Origin of the sequence: Arhodomonas aquaeolei DSM 8974 (assembly GCF_000374645.1) — a bacterium.
GTDB classification, from domain to species: Bacteria; Pseudomonadota; Gammaproteobacteria; order Nitrococcales; family Nitrococcaceae; genus Arhodomonas; species Arhodomonas aquaeolei.
In genome coordinates this window covers 48,568-70,874 of record NZ_KB894805.1, presented here as the reverse complement: position 1 = coordinate 70,874, position 22,307 = coordinate 48,568, and the positions used below count along the sequence as shown (strand labels likewise).

The following is a 22,307-nucleotide window of genomic DNA, read 5'->3' as shown; positions in this document are numbered from 1 at the left end:
AAGGCGCTGCGGTGCACACAACACGAAACAAACGGTTCCCATGGCACTCCGCCATGGTGGTCGCCGGCGGCTATCTCGTCTTCGGACTGGTGTGGATACTGGTATCGGACCGGCTGCTGGCGTTCATGGCCCCCGGCGAGGCCACCCTGTCGGAGTGGCAGACATACAAGGGCCTGGCGTTCGTAGCGCTTAGCGCGACGGTCATCGCCGGCCTGGCACTGGCGGAGCACCACCGCGCACGACAGGTAGACGTCTTCTGGCACGGCATCATCGACCGGGCCCGGGAAGGCTTCTGGATGGTCGACCCCAACGGCCGCACCGTCGAGGTCAACGTCACCCTGGCCGAACGGCTGGGCTACGCCCCGGAGACGATCCGGGGGCGCCCGCCCTTCGAGTTCGCCGACCCCGCCAGCCGCGCCGACTTCCAGTATCAGGTCGGACACGACGGCCTCCCCGGCCTCCGTCACCAGGACCCCGCACCGCGCCGCTACGAGATCACGCTGCTCTCCCGCGACGGCGAGCGGGTACCGGCACTGTTCCACGCCACCAGTCTCTACGACGAGCACGGACACCTGACCGGCTCCTACGCCTTCGTCACCGATCTCACCGAGCTGCGCAGCCGTGAGCGCGAGCTTGAGCTGACCCGCTACGCCCTGGAACACAGCTTCGACGCCGTACTCCGCGTCGCCCCTGACGCCCGGATCATCGACGCCAATCAGGCCGCCTGCGCCATGCTCGGCTATACGCGCCCGGAACTGCTGAGCCTGCGCGTCCCCGACCTGTCGACCGAGTTCGACGACGACAACTGGCCCGCCCACTGGGAAGAGGTCCGGGCACAGGGAACGATGCGGCTCGAGACGCGCACCCTCACCCGCGACGGCCCGACCCGGCCGGTGGAGGTGGGCATCAGCATGCTCACCTACGGCGGCGAGACCTTCATGATCTCCGTGATCCGGGACCTCACCGAACGCGAGCGCAGCGAGACGGAGCTGCGGCGCACGAACCGCGCGTTGCGTTCACTGAGCCGGGCGAACATCGCACTGATCCACGCGGAGGACGTGGACAGCCTGCTGAGCGGCGTGTGCAGGGCGCTGACCGACGCCACCGGTGGCTACCCGCTGGCCTGGGTCGGCTGGAGCGAGGACGACGACAGCCGCAACATACGTGCGGTCGCCGCCTCCGGCGTGAGCGTGGACTACCTCCACGCCATCCGCGTGAGCTGGGCGGAGGACGATCCCCTCGGCCGGGGGCCGGCCGGTACCGCCGTGCGCACCGGAGCGATCCAGCGCGTCGACGAGGTCGACAGCGACCCGGGCTTCCGGCCCTGGCGCGAGGCCGCGACCGCCCATGGCCTGCACGCCCTCGTTACCGTCCCGATCATCCTCGACGGGCGTCCCCGGGGCGTGCTCAGCGTGTACTCGGACGTCGCCCATGCATTCGGGGACGCGGAGGCGGACCTGCTCCGCGAACTCGCCGATGACATCGCCTTCGGCGTGGAGGCGTTGCGCATCCGCGCCGAGCACGAACGCCAGCTCTCCGAGCTGCGCCTCGCCGCCACGGTGTTCGAGCACAGCGCCGAGGGCATCCTGGTCACCGACCCGCAGCAGCGCATCGTCGCGGTGAACCACGCCTTCACCCGGATCACCGGCTACCCGGAATCCGAGGCCCTCGGCAAGACCCCCGCCCTGCTCCACTCCGGCGTTCAGAGCACCCGGTTCTATCGCAGCATGTGGCGCGATCTGGGCGACCGTGGCGTCTGGCAGGGGCAGATCTGGAACCGCCGCCGCAATGGCGAGACCTATCCGGAATGGCTCACGATCACCGAAGTGCGCGGCGATGACGACACCCTGCAGAACTATGTCGCCGTGTTCGCCGACATCACCGAGGCCCACCAGGCGCAGGAAGAGCTGACCTACCGCACCTATCACGACCACCTCACCGGCCTGCCGAACCGCGCGTTCTTTCGCGAACGCCTGGAGCACGCACTGGCCACCTCCGGCCATCGGAACCGCGCGCTCGCGGTCGTGCTGCTGGATCTGGAGGGATTCGGTGCGATCAACGACAGCCTGGGGCCGGAGGCCGGCGACACCGTGCTGCGGCAGGCCGCGGAACGGCTGGGCGCCCACCTCCATGCCGACGATACCCTCTCGCGGCCCGGCGGCGACGAGTTCTGGATACTGCTGGAGAGCCAGGGCAGGCGCCGCGAGGCCGACCGCCTCCTCCAGCGGCTGATCGACGCCCTGGCCGAACCGATCACCGTATCCGGCCAGACGCTGCGCCTGGCGGCCAGCATGGGCGTCGCGATGGCCCCCGCGGACGGCGGCACCACCGACGAGCTGCTCACCCGCGCCGCCACCGCCCTGCACCGGGCGCAGCAGGCGGGACGCGGGTGCATCGAGTACTTCCAGGCGGACATGCACGAGCAGGTCCAGCACCGGGTACGCCTGGAAGAGGCGCTCAAGGTCGCCATCGACGCCGGGGAGCTGCGGCTGTGGTATCAGCCCCAGGTCGAGCTCAACAGTGCCGAGATCGTCGGCGTGGAGGCGCTGGTGCGCTGGCAGCACCCGGAATGGGGACTGGTGTCACCGGGGGAGTTCATCCCCATCGCGGAGGAGACCGGACTGGTGGTGCCCCTGGGGGAGTGGGTGCTCCACCAGGCGATCCGGCAGTGTGCCGAATGGCACCGCCGCGGCCTGGCGGTACGACGGATCGGCGTCAATGTAGCCGCCGCACAGCTCCAGGCCCGGGACTGGCCCGACCGTGTCGCCGCGGCACTCGAGCAGGGCGGGCTCGCCCCGGAGAACCTGGAGCTCGAGATCACGGAACAGAGCTTCCTGGCGGATGTCGGGACGACGATGGCCAACATCGACAGGCTCGTCGACATGGGCATCCAGCTCGCCATCGACGACTTCGGCACCGGTTACAGCTCGCTCGCCTATCTCAAGCGCGTCCGGGCCCGCACCCTCAAGATCGACAAGGCCTTCATCCGGGGACTGCCCGACGACGAACACGACCGCTCCATCGTCAAGGCGATCCTCGCGGTGGCACAGGCCATGGAGATGGATGCCCTGCCGGAGGGCGTGGAGACCGGTGCACAGGCCGAATGGCTCCTGGCCCACGGCGTTCGCACGGCCCAGGGGTTCCTCTACGGCCGGCCCCAGCCCGCCGAGGCGATGGAGGAGTGTCTGGCGGAGCGCCACGGCACCCTTTGACCCTGTGACGACCGGCGGGTCATCAACGCCCTCCGGGAACCGGTGACCGGCCTGATCAGTACCCCGAATCCGTATTGAGGATCTGCTTCGCGAGCGCAGCGGCATCGTCCACCACCCGGTCGACATCCGCGGGGCTATCCGCGAACGCCAGTATGTAAGCGGTCAGCGGCGGCGTGTGTAACACGCGGCACAGATCCTCCACCTTGACCACCGTAGGCTGCTTGCGCCCCCGCTCGAGCTCGCTGATGTAAGAACGCGAGATCGCCGGGGCCATGCTGTCCTGGGCAACGCCCCGGAACTGCCTCACGCGCCGAACGGCCTTGCCGTAAGCCCCACGTCCCATCGTCCCTGTCCTATTGATTGCGGGAAATGACGAAGGACATCACAATCACGCGGACAGTGACGACCCTTCATCGAACGTCATTCAAAAGAATGCAACATCATTCACGCGACATTCGCAGAACCGGATCACGACAAATGGCGCCGACGATCATGCCACCGGCGGGGTACCGCCCGTGATACCGGCATCCCGCCCGCACCGATGGCCGACACGGCACTCGCCCGCACCGGCGGCGGTCCTGATGACACTGCTCATCCTGGGTGCCGCACTGCTCTATTCGGCAGACGGGGCGGCGGCTACCGCCAGTCACTTCCTCTATGTCCCCGTGATCGTGGCCGCCAGCATTTACGGCCCGGCAGGCGGCATCGCCGCCGGCGTCGTGTGCGCGCTGCTCGCGGGCCCGGCCCTCAGCGCGGCGCTCGCCGAGGCCGTGACCGCGGCAGCGGCACTCTCGTGGGGCAGCGCAGGGACCGGCTACGTCACGGTCGGCGCGGTCACCGGGATGGCATTCCGGATCATGGGCCGGCAGACGCAGGAGCTGACGCGGCTGCGTTTCACCGATGCGGCAACCGAGCTCCCCAATATCAGCGCCGCACGCGCCTATCTGCGGGGAACGAACATGCTCGGCCTCCCCGCCGGGCCCGGTACCTACACGGTGCTCAGCATCCGCATCCTCAACCACGAGAAGCTCGTGGAGACCTTCGGCCAGGGACACGTCCGTCAGCTCGTCCAGCGCTTCGCCGGCCTGCTGCGCGACCGCCTCGGCGACGAGACCTTCGTCGCCCGCAGCGCGCCGGACCGACTTGCGCTGATTCATCCCCGCGGCCAGGACGATGCCGAACGCCTCCTGCCGGTGATCGACGGGATCGCCAGCCACCCGGTGGACGTCAGCGGCGTCCCGCTGTTCCTGGACATAGCGACCGGCCTGGCCTGCTCGGAGTCGCCCGACGACGACCCGGAGGAGATGATCGCGCGGGCCGACGTGGCCACCACCCGCGCCGCTGGCGCCGGCCGCGACACGGCCGTCTACGACGGGCGCCGGGAAAGCGACCACCGTCGTGGGCTCAAGCTGCTCGGCGAGGTGGACCGGGCCCTGGCGGAGGGCCAGTTCCATCTCGTCTACCAGCCCAAGCTGGATCTCGCCACCGGCCGGCTGCTGGGTGCGGAGGCGCTGGCCCGCTGGCATCACCCGGAGTACGGCCCGCTCAGCCCGGGGGCGTTCATCCCGCTGCTGGAACAGACCCGGCTGGTGGATCCGTTCGCGCGCTGGAGCGTGCAAACAGCGATTGAACAGATTCTCGCCTGGCGCCACGCGGGTCTGTGGGTGCCGGTGGCCGTCAACGTCGCCGCCCGTAACCTGCACAGCGACACGCTGCTGGACTTCGTCGACCGCACGCTCGACGAGCACGGCATCGACGCGGCACTCCTGGAGCTGGAAATCACCGAGACCGCCCTGCTGAACGTAGGCGCCCCTCGGCTGGGCCAGCTGGAGCGGCTGCGTCGCCGGGGCGTGGGCATCTCCGTGGACGACTTCGGTACCGGCTACGCGTCACTGACCTACATCCGCGACCTGCCGGTAACCGCGGTCAAGCTGGACCGCTCCTTCATCCATGCCCTGCCGGAACGCCCCCGCGATCGCGCGCTCGTGCACCGGGTGATTCAGATGGCCCACGACCTGGGCCAGCGCGTGATCGGCGAGGGGGTGGAGGACGCGGCGACGCTGCAGAGCCTGCAGGCGCTCGGCTGCGACGCCGCCCAGGGGTTTCACATCGCCCGGCCGGCGGCCCCGGCGGACGCCCGCCGGCTGCTGGCAGCGCCGGCCTGGTCGCCCCCTGCCGGGAGCGGGGCGGCATAACGCGGCCCCGCAGCCGCCGTATCAGCGGGCGTTGCGTGCGGCCCGGCCGCCCCGCGGCGAGGCGTCGCTGCGCCGCCGCCCGCCACCGCCGGAACGCCGGCGACCGCCCGAGGGCTTCTTGAACAGGGGCTCCGGCTTCTCCGAGGGATCCGGCTCGAAGCCGGACACCGTGTGCCGGTGGATATCCGTGCCTAGCAGCCGCTCGATCCCCTTGAGCAGCTTGAGCTCGTCGACACAGACCAGCGAGACCGCCTCGCCGCCGTTGCCCGCCCGGCCGGTACGGCCGATGCGGTGAACGTAGTCCTCCGGGACGTTGGGGAGATCGAAGTTCACCACGTGGGGAAGCTGGTCGATGTCCAGGCCGCGGGCGGCGATGTCCGTGGCCACCAGCAGGCGCACCCGGCCCTGCTTGAATCCGTCCAGCGCCCGGGTCCGCGCCCCCTGGCTCTTGTTGCCATGGATCGCCGCGGCGGTGAGGCCCTCGCGGTCGAGCTGCTTGGCAAGCCGGTCGGCACCGTGCTTGGTACGGGTGAAGACCAGCACCTGGCGCCAGTCGCCGTCGCGGACCAGGTGGCTCAGCAGCGAGCGTTTCTCCCCGCGGCTCACCGGGTGGACGGTCTGGCTGACCGTCTCCGCGGCGGTGTTGCGCGGCGCCACATCGATACGGGTCGGCGAGCGCAGCATGCCCTGGGCGAGCCGGCCGATCTCCTCGGAGAAGGTGGCGGAGAACAGCAGCGTCTGGCGCTCCGTGGGCAGGGCGCGGATAACCCGGCGGATATCGTGGATGAAGCCCATGTCGAGCATGCGGTCGGCCTCGTCCAGGACCAGCGTCTCAACCCGGGAGAGGTCCACGTTGCCCTGTCCCAGGTGGTCGAGCAGCCGGCCCGGCGTCGCCACCAGGATGTCCACGCCCCGGCGCAGCGCCTGGATCTGCGGATTCATGCCCACGCCGCCGAAGATGACCGCGGAGGTCAGCGGCAGGTGGTGGCCATAGGTAGTCACGCTCTTCTCGACCTGGGCGGCCAGCTCCCGGGTGGGCGTGACGATGAGCGCGCGCACGGCGCGGCGGCGGCCCTCGGTGCGCGTGCGCATGAGCCGCTCGAGCAGCGGCAGGGTGAAACCGGCGGTCTTGCCGGTGCCCGTCTGGGCGGCGGCCATGACGTCGCCGCCGCCGAGAATGGCCGGTACGGCCTGCGCCTGCACGGGCGTGGGGGTGTCGTAGCCCTGCTCACGCACGGCACGAAGCAGCGCGGCCGAGAGGCCGAGATCATCGAATGACATGTTCTGGGAATACTCCTGGGATGCCTACCCGGCGGCCAGGGGCCGCGTGCGGGGTCCGGTCCAGGCTTGGAAGATCGGGAATTCGGGGCAGGCCCTGAGGGAAAACCGCGAAAACGGTGATACCGACCGGAGGGTACCAGCGGTGGCGACTATATCACGTCCCGCCGGCGGTGACACACGGGCGTGCCGGCACCGGGGTCAGCCGCCGCGGAGACGTTCGTTGAGCAGACGGTCGAGCTCACCGGCGAAGGCGCGCCGGTCCGCCTGGCTGAGCGCCGGCGGGCCACCGGTCTGCACGCCGCTCGCACGCAGGGTCTCCATGAAGTCGCGCATGGTCAGCCGCGCCCGTATGGTGCCCTCGGTGTAGCGCTCGCCCCGGGGGGTGAGCACGCGGGCGTCGCGCTCCAGCACCTCGGCGGCGAGGGGGATGTCCGAGGTGATCACGAGATCGCCCGCCGACACCCGGCGGACGATCTCGCTGTCGGCAACGTCGAAGCCGGCCGACACCTGCACCCGGTCGACGTAGCGCGAGCGCGGCACGTGGACCGGCTGGTTCGCGACCAGGGTGACGTTCACGCAGGTACGTTCCGCGGCGCGGAAGAGGATCTCCTTGATCGGGACGGGACAGGCGTCCGCGTCCACCCAGATCCTCATGCCCGTGCCGATCCGGCGCTGCGCGCCGCGCCGGCCTCCGGCTGCATGGTTCCGGTATCGACGAAGCGCTGGTGCCAGGCCAGGGCCTCGTCGAGCAGGTGCGGGGTATGGCGCCCGTAGCTCTCCCGGCAGGCCCGCTCGAAGTAGTCCTCCAGCAGCGACCGGTAGTCGGGGTGGGCACAGTTGGCGATGATGGTGCGCGCGCGCTGCTTGGGCGAGAGCCCGCGCAGATCGGCGAGCCCCTGCTCGGTGATCAGGATCATGACGTCGTGCTCCGTGTGGTCCACGTGGCTCGCCATCGGCACGATCGCGGAGATCCCGCCACGCTTGGCCATGCTCGGCGACATGAACACCGAGAGGTAGCCGTTGCGCGCGAAGTCCCCGCTGCCGCCGATGCCGTTCATCACGCGGCTGCCGGCGATGTGGGTGGAATTCACGTTGCCGTAGATATCCGCCTCGATCATGCCGTTCATGGCAATGCAGCCGAGCCGGCGGATCAGCTCCGGGTGGTTGGATATCTCCTGCGGACGCAGCACGATGCGCTCGCGCAGCTGCTCGATATCCTCCTCGAAGGTCGCCAGCCCGTCAGTGCTCAGCGAGAAGGAGGTCGCCGATGCCATGTCCAGCACGCCGGTGCGCAGCAGATCGAGCATACCGTCCTGGATCACCTCGGTGTAGGCGGTGAGCCCGCGGTAACCGCCCTCGGCGAGCCCCGCGAGCACGGCATTGGCGATGTTGCCCACGCCGGACTGCAGCGGCAGCAGCCGCTCGGTAAGCCGGCCGTGGCGGATCTCGTGGTCGAAGAAGTCGAGCAGGTGCGCGGCGATCTGACGCGAGACCCCGTCCGGCGGGCTGAACGGCGAGTTGCGGTCCGGCGCGTCGGTCTCCACCACCGCGATCACCTTCTCCGGCGGGCAGTGGAGGTAGGGTTCGCCGATGCGCTCGTCCGGATGCTCCAGCGGGATGGGCTTGCGGTGCGGCGGCAGCGCGGTGCCGTAATAGACGTCGTGCATCCCCTCCAGGGCCGCGGGCTGCCATCGGTTGACCTCCAGGATCACCCGGTCCGCCTGCTCCAGCCAGGTCTTGTTGTTGCCGACGGAAGACGACGGGATCAGCGCCCCGTCCTCGCGGATGCCGACGACCTCGATCACCGCCACGTCGATCTCGCCGAAATAGCCGAACCACGCGTGCTGCGCCACGTGGCTGAGATGCATGTCGATGTACTCGAGCTCGCCGGCGTTCACACGCTCGCGCACGGTCGGATCCGACTGGTACGGCAGGCGCAGCTCCATGCCCCGGGCCCGTGCCAGCGCACCGTCGAGTTCGGGCGCGGTGGAGGCACCGGTGAGCACGCGCAGCTGAAACCCCTCGCCCGCATCCGCGGCGGCATTCATGCGCTCGGTCAGGGCCTGGGGGACGGCCTTGGGATAGCCGGCACCGGTGAAACCGCTCATCGCCACGGTCATGTGCGGCTGGATCAGGGCGGCCGCCTCCTCGGCGGACATCAGGAGCTGGCGCAGGCCGGGATGCCGGATGCGTTCGTCCATGTAACACCTCGATTGCAGGATACGGGGAAAGGGGACGCACTCGCGTCCGCCGGCGGGGGAACGCGGCACGAAACCGTTAGACGGCAAATCATAGCATCGCTACCCACCGCCACCGCCAGTGCCCGGCCGCGCCGGGGCCGGGACGGCGGGACACGCCGGCTCAGAGGCCGGGGGCGGGCCGGGCGGAGAGCACGACCCCGGTGAGCACGGCGGCGTAATGACAGCCGGCGGCCACGAGCACCATGGAGTGCCAGATGACCGTGTGGTAGGGCAGCCGGGAGAACACGAACACCAGCACCCCGGCGGTGTAGACGGCGCCGCCGACGGCCAGAAGCACCAGCGGCGGGAACGCCAGCCCGGCAACCAGCGGCTGAAGCGCCGGGAGGATGCTCCAGCCGAGCAGCAGGTACAGCGCGATGGAGGCGGCGTAGCCCAGCCTGCCGGCGAGCTTGAGCCCGGCTCCGGACAGCGCGACGGTCCAGACGAAGGCCAGCAGCCCCCAGCCCCAGGCACCGGCGAGCACACTCAGGGTGAAGGGGGTATACGTGCCGGCGATCATCAGGAAGATCGCGGCGTGATCGAAACGCTCCCGCCGGGCAACCCGTTTCGGGTCGTCATGGCGGTCGTAGTTCGCCAGCGCCGAGGCCACCAGCATGGTGATCAGGCCCACCCCGTAGAGCATCACCCCGCCCAGCATCACGGCATCGCGCCGGCCGGCGGCGAGCCACACGAGCACACCCACGCCCAGCACCGCGACGACGAGCCCGACGACGTGGATGATACGGTCGGCGATCTGTTCCGCCAGCGTGTACCTACGGCTGGAAAGCGGCATTCCTCGACCTCCGTTGCCCTGCCCCGCCCGATTCCGGCGATACCGTCATCGCCGGAAGGATTCGATATCCTGATGCCGCACCACGTTCCACTCGCCGCTGTTGCGGTACAGCCGCTTGTCCCGGCGGGGGTAGTCGGTTACGTCCTGGGCGAGGCGCTGGCCCACCACCAGGCAGACCAGTGGCTCCGTACCGTCATTGTAGAGGTCGTGGGCGACGCCGTTGGCCGGGCAACCGATGAAATCGCCCGGTCCGACGGGCTGCTCCGTCTCGCCGATCGTCGCCCGTCCGCATCCGGCGAGCACGTAGATGCACTCCTCCTCGTAGTGATGGCAGTGGTACTCGGTGGAGAAATGGCCGGGTTCGACGGCGATCCGGTGCACACCGAGATTACGCAGTCCCACCGCGTCACCGAGCGAGCGATTCACCCGCACGGCCTGCGGATTGAGGAAGTGGGTCTTCTCCACGCCTTCCAGTGCTGCTATATCCTCGGCAGAAAGGTACATCGGGATCCTCCCGGCTGGTGGGTGCGACATGTATGATCCGCGTTTCAGACCTCTCGTTGCAACGCTGCTCGCCGCGGCGTTGACCGCCGGCTGTGCCGGCACCCCCGCGCGGCCGGGGCCCACCGCATCTGCGGCCTTCCCCGCCGACGCCTATCGTGCCCTGGCCGCCGACGGCACGGTTTACCGGCTGGATCCCGCCGCTTCCTCGCTGCAGATCATCGTCTATCGGGGCGGTCCGCTCGCGGAAAAAGGACACAACCACATCATCGAAGCCCGGGATTTCCGCGGGCTGGTATTCCTGCCGGACAAGGGTCTGGACGAGGCCCGGCTCGACCTCGCCGTGCCTGCCCGGGGGATGGTCGCGGACCCGCCCGCGGCACGCTCGGCAGCGGGCGGGGCGTTCGCCCACCCGCTGAACGACGAAGCCCGCACCGGCACCCGCGCCAACATGCTCGGCCCGCAGGTGCTGGATGCCGGGCGTTTCCCGCAGATCGCCGTGCACGCCGACGACATCCGTGGCGCCCTGCCCTGGCTGGTGGTCCGGACGACCGTGACCCTGCACGGCAGGACGCGCCGGTTGACCGTGCCGGTGGAGGTGCAGGCCGGGACGGAGGGCCTCACGGCCACCGGTCGTCTGGTACTGCGCCAGAGCGATTTCGGCATCACGCCGATTACCGCCATGGGCGGACTGCTGCGGGTGCAGGACACGGTGACCGTGGCCTTCCGCCTGGTCGGGCGCCGCGAAGGGAAGGAGGGCTGAGCGGCGACGCGGCCGGCACCGCCGCGACGACCTGATCCGGAAAACCACGGTGGCCCCGGTGGCCGGGTGACGAACGGCCCACCGACGCGACGGCCGGCACCGCACCGGGCTTCGGATGCTGACGAGGATGACGTATACTGTACGTTTCGTCTGGCCTGCCAGTCCTCTCCCGCTACACCCAGGGTTCCACCACGTTGACTTCCGATTCGCCCGCCGGCTTCCCGGCACTGGGCCTGAGTGCCCCCGTTCTCACCGCTCTGCAGGAGGCCGGTTACGAGGCCCCGACCCCGATCCAGGCCCGGAGCATCCCGCCACTGCTCGCCGGCCGTGACCTGCTCGGCCAGGCCCAGACCGGGACCGGCAAGACCGCCGCGTTCGCGCTGCCGCTGCTCTCCCGGCTGGATGTCAGCCGCCGGGACACCCAGCTCCTGGTGCTCGCCCCCACCCGCGAGCTGGCCATCCAGGTGGCGGAGGCATTCCAGACCTACGCCCGCCACCTCGAGGACTTCCACGTCCTGCCGCTCTACGGCGGCCAGGACTATGGCATCCAGCTGCGCCAGCTGCGGCGCGGCGCCCAGGTGGTCGTGGGCACGCCCGGACGGGTGATGGACCACATGCGCCGCGGCACCCTGGCCCTGGAGACCCTCTCCGCGCTGGTCCTGGACGAGGCGGACGAGATGCTGCGCATGGGATTCATCGACGACGTCGAGTGGATCCTCGGCCAGACCCCGCCGGACCGGCAGGTGGCGCTGTTCTCCGCGACCATGCCGTCGAGCATCCGCCGGGTGGCCCACAACCACCTGAACGACCCGGAGGAGGTCCGCATCGAGGCCCGCTCCTCCACGGCCCAGACCATCCGCCAGCGCTACTGGTCGGTGAGCGGCATCCACAAGCTCGACGCCCTGACCCGGCTGCTGGAGGCCGAGCCCATCGACGGCATGCTGGTGTTCGTACGCACCAAGAACGCCACGGTGGAGCTCGCCGAGAAGCTCACCGCCCGCGGCTTCAGCTGCGAGGCCCTCAACGGCGATATCCCCCAGGCCCAGCGCGAGCGCACCGTCGCCCGCCTGCGCGACGGCCGGGTGGATATCATCGTGGCCACCGACGTGGCGGCGCGCGGACTCGACGTCGAGCGTGTCAGCCACGTGCTCAACTACGACATCCCCTACGACCCGGAGTCCTACGTCCACCGCATCGGGCGCACGGGCCGGGCCGGGCGCAGCGGCGAGGCGATCCTGTTCGTCGCGCCCCGGGAACGGCGCATGCTGCGCACCATCGAGCGCGCCACCCGTCAGAGCATCGAGCCCATGCGCCTGCCGAGCGCCGACGACGTGAACACGCGCCGCGTCGAGCGCTTCAAGCAGCGGATCACCGAGACGCTCGCGGACACGGACCTGAGCGTGTTCCGCCGGCTGATCGAGGAGTACGTGGAAGAGACCGGCGCCGAGCCCACCGCGGTCGCCGCCGCCCTCGCCCATGCCGCCCAGGGCGGCACGCCGCTGCTCCTTGACGAGGTCGCCGCCGAGCCGGAACCGGGCCCCCAGCGCGAGCGCGGCCCGCGCCGCGGCGCCCCGGACGCACGGGCGAAACCGCTGCGCGAGCACCCGGACGTGGCGATGACGCGCTACCGCGTGGCCGTCGGCCGGCGCAACGGCGTGCGCGCCGGCAACCTGGTGGGCGCCATCGCCAACGAGGGCGGCCTGGACAGCAGCTACATCGGCGCGATCGATATCCAGGGCGACTACACCACCGTCGACCTGCCGCAGGAACTCCCCGGCGAGACGCTGAACCGCCTGCGTGCCGCCCGCGTGTGCGGGCGGCGCCTGGAGCTGCGCCCGTTCGAGGCCGGCCCGGCGGGGGGCGGGCGCCGGGCGAAGCCGAAGCACCGCGGCCGCTGAGCGCCCGCCGGCTCAAGCACCCCGGGCCGGCGGCCCCACCCAGAAGAAGGGATTGCAGGCCACCTCCCAGAGGTGGCCGTCCGGGTCGGCGAAATAGCCGGCGTACCCGCCCCAGTCCGCCTCCCGCGCGGCCCGCAGCCAGGAGGCACCGGCCACGCGCGCCTGGGCGAGCATCGTGTCCACCGCCGCCCGGCTGGTGACGTTGTGCGCCAGCGTCACCCCGGAGAAGCCGCTGCCCGCGGGATCCACCCCGGCGTCGGCGGCCAGCGCCTCACGTCCATAGAGTCCGAGCCAGGTCCCGTCCAGGGTGAAGAAGGTCACCTCCGGCGGTGACTCCCGGCGCGGCAGCCCCGGCCCTTCTCCGTAGAAACGCGTGGATGCCGACAGGTCCCGCACACCCAGGGTGATCATGCTGATACGCGGCTCCATCGCGGATGCCCTCCTCACGGGGATGCAGTGCGGCAGCACCGCGCTACTCCCCCAATCATAGCGACACCGATCCGCGCCGGCACGGTGCAGCGACGACGCGCACGCACCACGGCGGGGCGTCGCGAAAGCACCGGGGCACGGCCCGACGGTGCGGCGCGAATCCCACGCATTCCGCGTGGTTGCGCTTACGCCGGCCTCTTCCCGGTGATCGTGTGACCGGGTTAACAACTGGCGCGGGTCTTGCTTGACACTCCCCGACGGATTCTCCGAGGGGGTGGACCGTGAATACCAAGGGGCAGGCTCCGGGGCACACCGGCGTGGGCAGCGCCGCCACAGAACGGCTGCTGCAGGTCGCCGATGCGCTGACCCTGGAGCCGGACTTCGAACGTTTCTTCACCCGCGCCGCAGAGGCGGCGCGGGGGTTCGTCGAGGCGGACGGCGCCGCGCTCATCCTGTGCACGGACGACGACCGCCTCGAGTACCAGTTCTTCAACGGCGCGCTGCGGCGGCTGGCCCGTTTCGCCGGACTGCGCTTCGCCCAGGACGAGGGTCTGGTCGGGCGCGCCCTGCGCGCCGGCCACACCCTGTTCACGCCGGACTACGCCGACGACGGCCACGCCATGGCGGCGTTCGTCAACGCCGGCCTGCGCGCCAACCTGATCATTCCCCTCATCGGCAGTGAGGGCGCCATCGGGGCGCTGGCCCTGTCGTGGTTCCGGCCGGTGGACGGGCCACCGGAAACGGAGGCCGTCCTCCTCGCCGAGAAGGTCGCCGGCCAGATCGCCGTCGCCTGCCAGCGGCGGATGCTCGAGCACCGCCTGGAGGCGATGGTGCGCACCGACGAGCTCACCGGGCTGCTCAACCGGGCCGGCATGATGGAGCGGCTCAACCAGCGCCTGGCCGGCTACCACCGGGACGGCACACCCTTCGCCGTCGTCGTGATCGACATGGACGGATTCAAGACCGTCAACGACCGTCTCGGTCACGCCAGCGGTGACGCCGTGCTCTGCCACACCGCGGAACGGTTGCATGCGGTATGCCGGCGCAACGACGACATCGCACGCATGGGCGGCGACGAGTTCGTGATCCTCGCCGACGGCGCCCACGGGAGCGTGGCGCTGGATTCCCTGCTCGCCCGCATTGCCCGGACGCTGTCCGAGCCCGCCACCATGCCCCGGACCTTCCGCTGCACCGCGAGCATGGGCAGCGCCCTGTGCCCGGAGCACGGTGCGAGCCCGGAGGCCCTGCTCGGACGTGCGGACATGGCCATGTACCGCGCCAAATCCCGCGGCGGGGCGGAACTCCACCGTTTCGACGCGGCCATGGAGCGGGCCAGCCGGGAGCGGGAGTCGCTGGCGGAGGACCTCGCCCGGGCCCTCGAAGACGGCGAGCTCCGGGTGCACTACCAGGCGATCTTCGCCGCCCCCGGGGAGGTCCCGCCCGCCGCGGAGTGCCTGGTGCGCTGGCAGCATCCCACCCGCGGATTGCTGCCCGCCGCAGCCTTCATGCCGGCGGTGGAGGCCGGCAGCCGCCGGCTCGTGCGCGACATCGACCGCTGGGTACTCAACGCCGCGCTGTCCCAGATCCGCGACTGGCGCCGTCGCGGCATCCCCCACCCGACACTGCACGTCAACGTCTCCGCGCGGAATTTCATCGCCGGCGACTTCTCGGACCACCTCGCCCGCACCCTCGCCCTCTACCCCGAGGTGCCGCCGGAGACCCTGGTGCTGGAGCTCACCGAGACCTCGCTGATCGACAACATGAGCGCCGCCGCGGAGACCGCCGCGGCCTGCCGCCGCCTCAACGTGCGCCTGGCACTGGACGATTTCGGCACGGGTTACGCCTCGCTCACCTACCTCAAGCGCCTGTCCGTGGACATGGTCAAGATCGACGGCGACTTCGTCGGCGACATCTTCGATAACCCGAACTCCGACGCCATCCTCCGCGGCATTCTCGCCATGTCACGGGCCCTCGGGCTGGACACCGTGGTCGAGGGCGTGGAGACCGTGGCCCACGCCGACATCCTCCGCAGCCTCGGCTGCGACCTGCTCCAGGGCTTCGGGCTCGCCCGCCCCGTCCCTGTGGACGCACTGGTGCCCGAGCCGAGCTACGCCGGCGCCATGTAGCCCCCACCCACCCGAAAGGAGAAACACGATGCCCCGGATCACCGCGCTCGCCAGCCAGCCGCGTCAGACCGTCGCCGCCCGGATCGAGGACGCCACCACGGAAGGCCTCGACCTCTCCCTGTCGCTGCCGGAGACCGGCCGCCAGGCGGACGTCGCCGCGGCACTGAACACCCTGCTGGACCGCACCGCCGCCCAGATCACCGACACCATGGGCAGCGCGCTGAGGCTCTCGGAGACCGCGCCGACCCTCGCCGATCTCGCCCGGACGGGCGAGAGTCAGAGCACGGCACTCTCGGACGCGGCCAACCACATCGCGGCGGCGAGCGAGGAGATGACCACCACCCTCGAGCAGGAGATCACCCCGAGCACCGAGGAGCTCGCGCGCTACGCCGGCCAGGTCACCGGCCTGGTCGACGCCAGCCACCGGCGCGGCGAGGCGATCGCACGGCACATGAGCGATCTCGACACCCGGCTGCAGGCCCTGGAGTCCCAGGTCGACGCGCTTCAGGCCCGGACCTCGGAGGTATCCGAGGTGGTGGGACTGATCAGCCGGATCGCCGGACAGACCAACATCCTCGCCCTCAACGCCGCCATCGAGGCTGCCCGGGCGGGCCAGTACGGCCAGGGGTTCGCGGTAGTCGCCGAGGAGGTACGTCAGCTCGCCCAGCAGACCGGCGAGGCCACCGGACGCGTCTCCGGCGTGATCGAGGGCCTGACCACCGGCATGGAGGAAACCGGGAGCGCGGCGGAATCCGTACGGGCGGGGCTGACCGAATCCCAGGCGGACGTCACCACGACCCTGGACGAGCTCGACTCGGCCCGCCAGGCGATGGCGGACCTCGATTCACGCAGCCAGCGGATATCCACGGCCATGCACCAGATGAACACCACCACCCAGGGCGTTGCCGAACAGGTCCACGAGGTGGCCAGCGTCTCGGCGACGATCCTCGAGCAGTCGCGCAAGGTAAACCACGCCAGCCAGCGCATCCACGAGTATTCCGATGAAGTCCTCACCTCCCTGGGCGCGTTCCGGCTCGCCGCCCACGGCCACGCCCGCACCGCGGTGACCGGGCTCGCCGCCGACCCGGCGCTCGCCGGCGGCGGGCGCGACGAACGCGAGCGGCGCCTGCGCGAGGCCCTCTCGGAGATGCCGTGGGTGGAGCTGTTCTACATCACCTCACCCGCCGGGGATCAGGTCACCGCCAACGTCGCCCAGGCCTCGTTCACCACCAGCTACGAGGGCGACGGCTCCGGCCGCGACTGGTCCGGTCGTGACTGGTTCCGCCGCGCGATGAGCACCGGCCGGGCCTGCGTCACCGATATCTACCGCTCCGCGGCGAACAATCAGTTCTGCCTCACCGTGGGTGTGCCCCTCGTTGACGCACGCGGCGATATCCGCGGGGTGCTGGGGGCGGATGTCAGCCTCGACCGGTTACTCGAGGTCGCCGGCTGAGGGGCCCGTCCTCTCCGCGGCGAGCGCACGCAGCGCCGCGACGGCATCGCTGCCGCGGTGCGCCGGCACCAGGATATGATCGTGATGGAAAGCGGCGATGACATTGGCGGGAATGCCCTCGCGGGTCAGCCGCCGGGCCACGGCGGCGGTAAGCCCCACCGCCCCCAGGCTGGAGTGAACGCGCAGGGTGATGAGCCGGAAGAGGCCGTCGTAGGCGAGTCCATGGCCGTCCGCGGCCTCGCGGCGGCACACCAGCGACAGGCCCTCGGCCTCGCGGAAGCTGGCCAGGGGATTGAGCCCGGCGTACGCACCGTAGGCCGCCGGGCCCACGGTCACGAACACGTACGTGCCGGGGGCAAGCGCCGGTGAGAGCCCCCGCAGCAGGGCGGAGAGATCGCTCAGCCCTGCCACCGGGGAACCCGGCATCCGGAAAGGCGGTCTCCGGGGCACACACCCCGGAGACGGATCCCGCTCACTCCAGCAGGCTGCGCAGCATCCACGCGTTCTTCTCGTGAACCTGCATGCGCTGGGTCAGCAGATCGAGGGTCGGCTCGTCGTGCGCCTCCTCCGCCAGCGGGACCACCTGGCGCGCGGTGCGCACCACGGTCTCCTGGCCCTCGGCGAGCTGGCGGATCATCTCCTTGGCCTCGGGCACGTCCGTCGCCTCCTCGACCGAGGAGAGCTCGGCGAACTGCTTGTACGAGCCCGGCGCAGGGAACCCGAGGGTACGGATACGCTCGGCGACCTGATCCACCGCCGTGGCGAGCTCGGTGTACTGCTCCTCGAACATGAGGTGCAGGGAGTTGAACATCGGCCCGGTCACGTTCCAGTGGAAGTTGTGGGTCTTGAGGTAGAGCGTGTAGCTGTCGGCGAGCAGCCGGGACACGCCGTCGGCGATCTCTTTGCGCTTGGCTTCGTCGATACCGATATGAACGTCCATGGTTCAATCTCCCTTGGTTAGAAAAATTCCATGTTAAGTATGGAGTCGGCCGGGTGCATTGAGAAATCGAAACGACCGATCATCACGATAAATCCGTACCATGGCGGTGCCGGGCGGGGACACGTTCAGACATGCTGGCCGGCCGCATGGCCGGATGCCCATGCCCACTGGAAATTGTGTCCGCCGAGGTGGCCGGTGACGTCCACGACCTCACCGATGAAATACACCCCCGGGTGATCGCGGCAGGCCATGGTCTTCGACGACAGCGCCGCGGTATCCACGCCGCCGAGGGTCACCTCGGCGGTACGGTAGCCCTCCGTGCCCTCGGGCCAGACCGTCCAGGGCTGGCAGGCCCGGACGACCGCATCGACGTCCGCATCGCCAAGCTCCCCCAGCGGCCGGTCCGGGCACCACAGCTCGCACCAGCGTCGCGCCACCCGGCGCGTCAGGCGCTCGGCAAGGAGCGTGCGCAGCGCCAGGCCCGGCCGCCGGGCCCGCACCTCGCGGATATGCGCGGCGAGATCCAGCCCCGGAAACAGGTCGATCTCGAGCGGCCCGCCGGGCTGCCAGTACGAGGACGCCTGCAGGACGGAGGGCCCGCTCAGCCCGCGGTGAGTGAACAGGATATTCTCGCGGAAGGTCGCGCCGCCGGCGGCGGTCTCGGTATCAAGGGACACGCCGGCGAGATCGCCGAGGCGCTCGCGGGTGCGGGCATCCAGGATCACCGGCACCAGCGCCGCCCGGGTCGGCTGCACGGCGATCCCTAGCGAACGCGCAAAGTCGATGCCGAAGCCGGTGGCCCCCATCTTGGGGATCGAGTAGCCCCCGGTGGCGATCACCAGGGATGCGCAGGTCACCGCGCCGACCGCCGTGTCCAGCGCGTGCGGCTCGCCGGTGCGGATGTCGTGAACCGGTGCCTTGGTGCGCACGGTCACGTCTGCCGCGTCACACTCCTCCAGCAGGAGCGCCACGATGTCTTTGGAGGAGCGGTCGCAGAAGAGCTGCCCGAGCTTCTTCTCGTGGTAGGCCACCCCGTGCCGCTCCACCAGGGCGATAAAGTCCCACGGCGTGAAGCGGCTGAGCGCAGACTTCATGAAGTGGGGATTGGCGCTGAGGAAGTGCTCCGGGCCGGAGTACATGTTCGTGAAGTTGCACCGCCCGCCCCCCGACATGAGGATCTTCTTTCCCACCCGGTTGGCGTGGTCGAGCACCAGCACGCGGCGACCGCGCCGACCCGCCTCGATGGCGCACATCAGCCCGGCCGCGCCGGCGCCGATGATGACCACGTCCCAGTGCTGTTCCCTGTCCACCGTCTGCGTCATGGGCGCGCATTCTACGCGAAACGCCGCCATGGTCCGGCCCCGCTGCGTGAACTATCTTTTCCGGTGAGTGAGCGGCGCGATCCCCACCCGCAGCGGGACGGCCGACGGAGGGAGGTTGCCATGCAGATGACGCGACGCTTCTTCATCAGTACGGACATGGATGACCTCGAACGACTGGAGGAGGACCTGGAGGCAGCAGGCATCGTCACGCCCCAGTGCCACCTCCTCACCACGGACGACGCCGCGGCGGACAGTCACCGCCACCTCAACCAGGTCAAGGCCCTGATGAAGCGCGACCTGGTCCACTCCACGCTCATCGGCGCCGCGGTGGGCGCCGTGCTCGCCGTGATACTGCTGCTCATCGCCCATTTCGCCGGCTGGGTACACTCCGCCGCCGGCTGGCTGCCGTTCGTATTCCTGGCGATCATCACGCTGGGCTTTTTCACCTGGGAAGGGGGGTTGCGCGGTATCGAGACCCCGAACCAGCGTTTCCGCCGGTTCGAGCAGGCACTGGCCGACGGCCGGCACGTGTTCTTCGTGGACCTGGACCCGGGACAGGAGGACGTACTCGAGGCGGTCGTCGCCCGTCACCCGGCGGTGGAGCCGGCGGGCAGCGGTACCGGCTCACCGCACTGGCTGGTGCACTGGCAGCACCGGGTGAAATCGTTCTTCGTCCACACCTTCCCGTGACGGCCCGCCGCGTCCCGGACCGCACGTCCGGGACGGCCATATCGCCCTTGACACCGACGCCGGTTCGGGCAGGTGGGCGCTGTCATCAGTTTTTCACAGAACCTGTGGATAACTCTGTGAACAAACCGTAGAGAGTTATCGCAATCCCCTGTCAGAAGCGGCTTCCCGTTAGATTGCGCAGTTTTTCAACGACGAAAAAAACATGCTTTTAATCAGCTACTTGAAATATTCTCGCGTTGTTTTCTTGACGCGGCAGCGTTTTCGGGCTTCCCCCGGACGAAAGCTGTGCGGCCTGTGTACAAACTTGCGATTCCCTCCTTGACAAACCATCTGTCAAGGCACGATCGCCGTCTCCGCAGGCCCTCTTGACCGCGCGCCAGTGCACCGCGATGACGCATCCGCCCCGCAATGGGGCCTCAGCGGATCCGGCGCCCCCGGTAGACGATGGCCCCCCGGCCCGGGCTCTCCCCCTCCCCGGCCGCCGGGGAGGAGGCCGCCACCTCACCGGCCAGGGCGACCCCCCGGTAACGCCGGACGGTGTGCTCACCGTCAGCCGCCTCCGGTTCCTCCGCCGGCAGGCGTGCGTCCAGACCCGCAGCGAGCTCCTGCAACCCCGGGTCGTCCACGGAGGCGGCCAGCTCCAGCAGGGTCGGCACGAGGTCCTCGTCGCTGAGACGCGGCACGGAGAGACCGTGATCGCGCAGCCCCCGGCGCAGACGCATGGCCAGGTCGGTCATCTCCCGGTCGAGCTGTATCATCCCATCACTCCCTGATTCCGGTGCCCCGGAACGGGATGCAATAACGATACCGCAATGGGAAAACCCGGCTCGCCATGCCGTTGGGAAAACGATATGCCGCTGCCGATCGGAGACCTCCGAAGACGGCCGGGGCGGATGCCCGGCCAGGGGAACGGCATTGCCGTACGTCAGTCGTCGCCGCGGTCCGTGTGCCCCAGATCGCGATCCGGGGCCACCGCGTCGCGCACCAGGCGCTTGAGCGCCTTGATCTCCGGGAAACCGCCCTGCTCCCGGCGCGACCACAGGCACTCGCCGTCCACGACGATCTCGAACACCCCCGCCCCCGCCGGACACAGCGAGACCTCCGCCAGCTCGTCACCCAGGCTGGTGAGCAGCTCCTGCGCCATCCACGCGGCCCGCAGGAGCCAGCCGCAGCGGGGGCAGTAACGGATACGGACGTGGTGATTCATGGCGGCCCTCCAGGCGGAGGGCCGCACGATAGCAGACCACCAGGCCGGAAAAACCGCGCCGACACGGGCTCAGCCATTACGTCGGAACGGCAAACGGCGCACGCGCTCGCCGGTCAGGGCGAACCAGGCGTTGGCCACCGCCGGCGCCACCGGCGGTGTCCCCGGCTCGCCCACGCCGGTGGGCGCGGCGTCCGAGTCGACGATGTGCACCTCGACCTCCGGCATGTCCGTCATCCGGGTCGGCAGGTACGTGTCGAAGTTGGCCTGCTTCGGCCGGCCGTCCTCCAGCACCACCTCGTCGTAGAGCGCCGCACCGAGGCCGTAGCCGATGCCACTCTGCATCTGCGCCTCGATGTTGTGCGGGTTAATGGCGACACCGCAGTCGACGGCACAGACCACGCGGTGGACCCGGGGCAGCCCGTTCTCACCCTTGGAGACCTCCACGACCTGGGCGACGTAGCTGTTGAAGGACTTGTGCACGGCCACGCCCCGGGCGCGGCCCTCCGGGACGGGCTTGCCCCAGCCGGCACGGTCGGCGGCGAGCTCGAGGACGCCGCGGTGGCGATCGTGATCGCCGAGCCGGGCGAGCCGGAAGGCCACCGGGTCCTCCCCCGCCGCGTGGGCGAGCTCGTCCATGAAGGTCTCGGTGCTGAAGGCGGTGTGGGTATGGCCCACGGAGCGCCACCACAGCACCGGCACGCCGGCCTCGGGGTTGTGCCCCTCGACGGCGAAGTGCTCGAAGCTATAGGGGAGGTCCTCGGCCCCCTCGACGGAGACCGGATCGACGCCGTTGTCCCGGAGTCCGCCCATCTCCTTCATGATGGACTGGCCGGCGAGGCGGTGCTGCCACGCCACCGGCCGGCCGTCGTCGTCCAGCGCCGCCCGCAGCCGGTGGACGAACAGCGGCCGGTAGCGCCCGCCCTGGATGTCGTCCTCGCGGGTCCACACCAGCTTCACCGGACGCCGGCCATCGGTGGCCTTGAGAATGCCCGCCACCTCCATGGCGACGTCGCCGTTGGGGGTCGCGCGGCGGCCGAAGCTGCCGCCGGCGAACTGCGTGTGCACCGCCACCTTCTCCGCGGGCACGCCGAGTGTCTTCGCCACCACGCCCTGGTCGATGGTCGGGATCTGCGAGCCCGCCCACAGCTCGTAGCCATCGCCGGTGGCGCGGATCACCGCGTCCAGCGGTTCCATCGGCGCATGGGCGAGGTAGGGGAAGCGGTACTCCGCCTCGATCACCCGCGTGCCACCATCGAT

20 protein-coding genes are annotated in these 22,307 nt (G+C 70.1%); 7 read left to right on the top strand and 13 right to left on the bottom strand.

What is annotated here, in order from left to right; translation table 11 throughout:
- Nucleotides 1–53 precede the first annotated feature (53 nt).
- Nucleotides 54–3,212: a sensor domain-containing protein gene (locus tag C516_RS20470; protein ID WP_018717885.1), complete on the top strand. Its 3,159-nt coding sequence runs from the start codon at nt 54–56 to the stop codon at nt 3,210–3,212.
- Between the two features lie 55 nt (nt 3,213–3,267).
- On the opposite strand, the gene C516_RS19035 is transcribed toward C516_RS20470, so the two are convergent.
- Nucleotides 3,268–3,555, bottom strand: a complete 288-nt coding sequence (locus tag C516_RS19035) for a helix-turn-helix domain-containing protein (protein WP_018717884.1) — start codon at nt 3,553–3,555, stop codon at nt 3,268–3,270.
- A 238-nt stretch (nt 3,556–3,793) separates the two neighbouring features.
- On the opposite strand from C516_RS19035, the gene C516_RS20465 reads away from it, so the two are divergent.
- The gene (locus C516_RS20465) at nt 3,794–5,407 is read left to right on the top strand and encodes a putative bifunctional diguanylate cyclase/phosphodiesterase (RefSeq protein WP_018717883.1); all 1,614 of its coding nucleotides are present in this window, start codon (nt 3,794–3,796) and stop codon (nt 5,405–5,407) included.
- 21 nt (nt 5,408–5,428) lie between these two features.
- Here the strand turns inward: C516_RS20465 and C516_RS19025 are convergent, their stop codons facing one another.
- The 5 genes from C516_RS19025 to C516_RS0108155 form a co-directional block, all read right to left on the bottom strand.
- Nucleotides 5,429–6,688 (bottom strand): DEAD/DEAH box helicase, encoded by a 1,260-nt coding sequence (locus C516_RS19025; RefSeq protein ID WP_018717882.1) that lies wholly within the window; start codon nt 6,686–6,688, stop codon nt 5,429–5,431.
- A gap of 198 nt (nt 6,689–6,886) precedes the next feature.
- Nucleotides 6,887–7,342, bottom strand: coding sequence for a YaiI/YqxD family protein (locus tag C516_RS0108170; RefSeq protein ID WP_018717881.1), 456 nt, complete (start codon nt 7,340–7,342; stop codon nt 6,887–6,889).
- Nucleotides 7,339–8,889, bottom strand: a complete 1,551-nt coding sequence (gene scpC, locus C516_RS0108165) for a succinyl-CoA:acetate CoA-transferase ScpC (RefSeq protein ID WP_018717880.1) — start codon at nt 8,887–8,889, stop codon at nt 7,339–7,341. The genes C516_RS0108170 and scpC overlap by 4 nt, the downstream gene beginning before the upstream one ends.
- Before the next feature lie 160 nt (nt 8,890–9,049).
- Nucleotides 9,050–9,721 (bottom strand): PAQR family membrane homeostasis protein TrhA, encoded by a 672-nt coding sequence (trhA, locus tag C516_RS0108160; protein WP_018717879.1) that lies wholly within the window; start codon nt 9,719–9,721, stop codon nt 9,050–9,052.
- A gap of 45 nt (nt 9,722–9,766) precedes the next feature.
- The gene (locus C516_RS0108155) at nt 9,767–10,225 is read right to left on the bottom strand and encodes a cupin domain-containing protein (protein WP_018717878.1); all 459 of its coding nucleotides are present in this window, start codon (nt 10,223–10,225) and stop codon (nt 9,767–9,769) included.
- 28 nt (nt 10,226–10,253) lie between these two features.
- Between C516_RS0108155 and C516_RS0108150 the strand changes: the two genes are divergently transcribed.
- Entirely contained in the window at nt 10,254–10,985 is a 732-nt protein-coding gene (locus C516_RS0108150; RefSeq protein WP_018717877.1) for a YceI family protein, read from the top strand.
- A gap of 194 nt (nt 10,986–11,179) precedes the next feature.
- Nucleotides 11,180–12,883, top strand: coding sequence for a DEAD/DEAH box helicase (locus C516_RS0108145; RefSeq protein WP_018717876.1), 1,704 nt, complete (start codon nt 11,180–11,182; stop codon nt 12,881–12,883).
- Between the two features lie 12 nt (nt 12,884–12,895).
- Here the strand turns inward: C516_RS0108145 and C516_RS0108140 are convergent, their stop codons facing one another.
- Entirely contained in the window at nt 12,896–13,312 is a 417-nt protein-coding gene (locus tag C516_RS0108140; protein ID WP_018717875.1) for a VOC family protein, read from the bottom strand.
- A 281-nt stretch (nt 13,313–13,593) separates the two neighbouring features.
- Here C516_RS0108140 and C516_RS19020 point away from each other — a divergent pair, with 281 nt between their 5' ends.
- Together C516_RS19020 and C516_RS0108130 are read left to right on the top strand one after the other, a co-directional pair.
- On the top strand, nt 13,594–15,438 hold the full coding sequence (locus C516_RS19020; RefSeq protein WP_018717874.1) for a putative bifunctional diguanylate cyclase/phosphodiesterase: 1,845 nt from the start codon (nt 13,594–13,596) through the stop codon (nt 15,436–15,438).
- A 28-nt stretch (nt 15,439–15,466) separates the two neighbouring features.
- Complete coding sequence (locus C516_RS0108130) at nt 15,467–16,891, top strand: methyl-accepting chemotaxis protein (RefSeq protein ID WP_018717873.1); 1,425 nt, start codon at nt 15,467–15,469, stop codon at nt 16,889–16,891.
- Here C516_RS0108130 and C516_RS0108125 read toward each other — a convergent pair.
- The 3 genes from C516_RS0108125 to C516_RS0108115 all read right to left on the bottom strand — a co-directional run bounded on the left by C516_RS0108125 (nt 16,871) and on the right by C516_RS0108115 (nt 19,153).
- Nucleotides 16,871–17,317, bottom strand: coding sequence for an ACT domain-containing protein (locus tag C516_RS0108125; RefSeq protein WP_018717872.1), 447 nt, complete (start codon nt 17,315–17,317; stop codon nt 16,871–16,873). The two genes, C516_RS0108130 and C516_RS0108125, sit on opposite strands and share 21 nt — an antisense overlap.
- A gap of 46 nt (nt 17,318–17,363) precedes the next feature.
- The gene (locus C516_RS0108120) at nt 17,364–17,831 is read right to left on the bottom strand and encodes a Dps family protein (RefSeq protein ID WP_018717871.1); all 468 of its coding nucleotides are present in this window, start codon (nt 17,829–17,831) and stop codon (nt 17,364–17,366) included.
- A 125-nt stretch (nt 17,832–17,956) separates the two neighbouring features.
- A complete protein-coding gene (locus C516_RS0108115; protein ID WP_018717870.1) occupies nt 17,957–19,153 on the bottom strand; it encodes a BaiN/RdsA family NAD(P)/FAD-dependent oxidoreductase in 1,197 nt (398 codons plus the stop codon).
- 120 nt (nt 19,154–19,273) lie between these two features.
- Between C516_RS0108115 and C516_RS0108110 the strand changes: the two genes are divergently transcribed.
- Nucleotides 19,274–19,843, top strand: coding sequence for a hypothetical protein (locus C516_RS0108110; protein WP_018717869.1), 570 nt, complete (start codon nt 19,274–19,276; stop codon nt 19,841–19,843).
- Nucleotides 19,844–20,259: 416 nt separating this feature from the next.
- On the opposite strand, the gene C516_RS0108105 is transcribed toward C516_RS0108110, so the two are convergent.
- From C516_RS0108105 to C516_RS21390, 3 genes are all read right to left on the bottom strand, one after another.
- Nucleotides 20,260–20,601, bottom strand: coding sequence for a hypothetical protein (locus tag C516_RS0108105; protein WP_018717868.1), 342 nt, complete (start codon nt 20,599–20,601; stop codon nt 20,260–20,262).
- A gap of 167 nt (nt 20,602–20,768) precedes the next feature.
- Nucleotides 20,769–21,050, bottom strand: a complete 282-nt coding sequence (locus C516_RS0108100) for an Rdx family protein (protein WP_018717867.1) — start codon at nt 21,048–21,050, stop codon at nt 20,769–20,771.
- 69 nt (nt 21,051–21,119) lie between these two features.
- Nucleotides 21,120–22,289, bottom strand: coding sequence for a xanthine dehydrogenase family protein molybdopterin-binding subunit (locus C516_RS21390; RefSeq protein WP_018717866.1), 1,170 nt, complete (start codon nt 22,287–22,289; stop codon nt 21,120–21,122).
- Between the last annotated feature and the right edge of the window lie 18 nt (nt 22,290–22,307).

Excerpts from the sequence above, each read along its gene's own strand:
- C516_RS20470 (WP_018717885.1), top strand. The coding sequence starts at position 54 with ATGGTGGTCGCCGGCGGCTATCTCGTCTTCGGACTGGTGTGGATACTG.
- C516_RS19035 (WP_018717884.1), bottom strand. The coding sequence starts at position 3,555 with ATGGGACGTGGGGCTTACGGCAAGGCCGTTCGGCGCGTGAGGCAGTTC.
- C516_RS20465 (WP_018717883.1), top strand. The coding sequence starts at position 3,794 with ATGACACTGCTCATCCTGGGTGCCGCACTGCTCTATTCGGCAGACGGG.
- C516_RS19025 (WP_018717882.1), bottom strand. The coding sequence starts at position 6,688 with ATGTCATTCGATGATCTCGGCCTCTCGGCCGCGCTGCTTCGTGCCGTG.
- C516_RS0108170 (WP_018717881.1), bottom strand. The coding sequence starts at position 7,342 with ATGAGGATCTGGGTGGACGCGGACGCCTGTCCCGTCCCGATCAAGGAG.
- scpC (WP_018717880.1), bottom strand. The coding sequence starts at position 8,889 with ATGGACGAACGCATCCGGCATCCCGGCCTGCGCCAGCTCCTGATGTCC.
- trhA (WP_018717879.1), bottom strand. The coding sequence starts at position 9,721 with ATGCCGCTTTCCAGCCGTAGGTACACGCTGGCGGAACAGATCGCCGAC.
- C516_RS0108155 (WP_018717878.1), bottom strand. The coding sequence starts at position 10,225 with ATGTACCTTTCTGCCGAGGATATAGCAGCACTGGAAGGCGTGGAGAAG.
- C516_RS0108150 (WP_018717877.1), top strand. The coding sequence starts at position 10,254 with ATGTATGATCCGCGTTTCAGACCTCTCGTTGCAACGCTGCTCGCCGCG.
- C516_RS0108140 (WP_018717875.1), bottom strand. The coding sequence starts at position 13,312 with ATGGAGCCGCGTATCAGCATGATCACCCTGGGTGTGCGGGACCTGTCG.
- C516_RS0108130 (WP_018717873.1), top strand. The coding sequence starts at position 15,467 with ATGCCCCGGATCACCGCGCTCGCCAGCCAGCCGCGTCAGACCGTCGCC.
- C516_RS0108125 (WP_018717872.1), bottom strand. The coding sequence starts at position 17,317 with ATGCCGGGTTCCCCGGTGGCAGGGCTGAGCGATCTCTCCGCCCTGCTG.
- C516_RS0108120 (WP_018717871.1), bottom strand. The coding sequence starts at position 17,831 with ATGGACGTTCATATCGGTATCGACGAAGCCAAGCGCAAAGAGATCGCC.
- C516_RS0108115 (WP_018717870.1), bottom strand. The coding sequence starts at position 19,153 with ATGACGCAGACGGTGGACAGGGAACAGCACTGGGACGTGGTCATCATC.
- C516_RS0108110 (WP_018717869.1), top strand. The coding sequence starts at position 19,274 with ATGCAGATGACGCGACGCTTCTTCATCAGTACGGACATGGATGACCTC.
- C516_RS0108105 (WP_018717868.1), bottom strand. The coding sequence starts at position 20,601 with ATGATACAGCTCGACCGGGAGATGACCGACCTGGCCATGCGTCTGCGC.
- C516_RS0108100 (WP_018717867.1), bottom strand. The coding sequence starts at position 21,050 with ATGAATCACCACGTCCGTATCCGTTACTGCCCCCGCTGCGGCTGGCTC.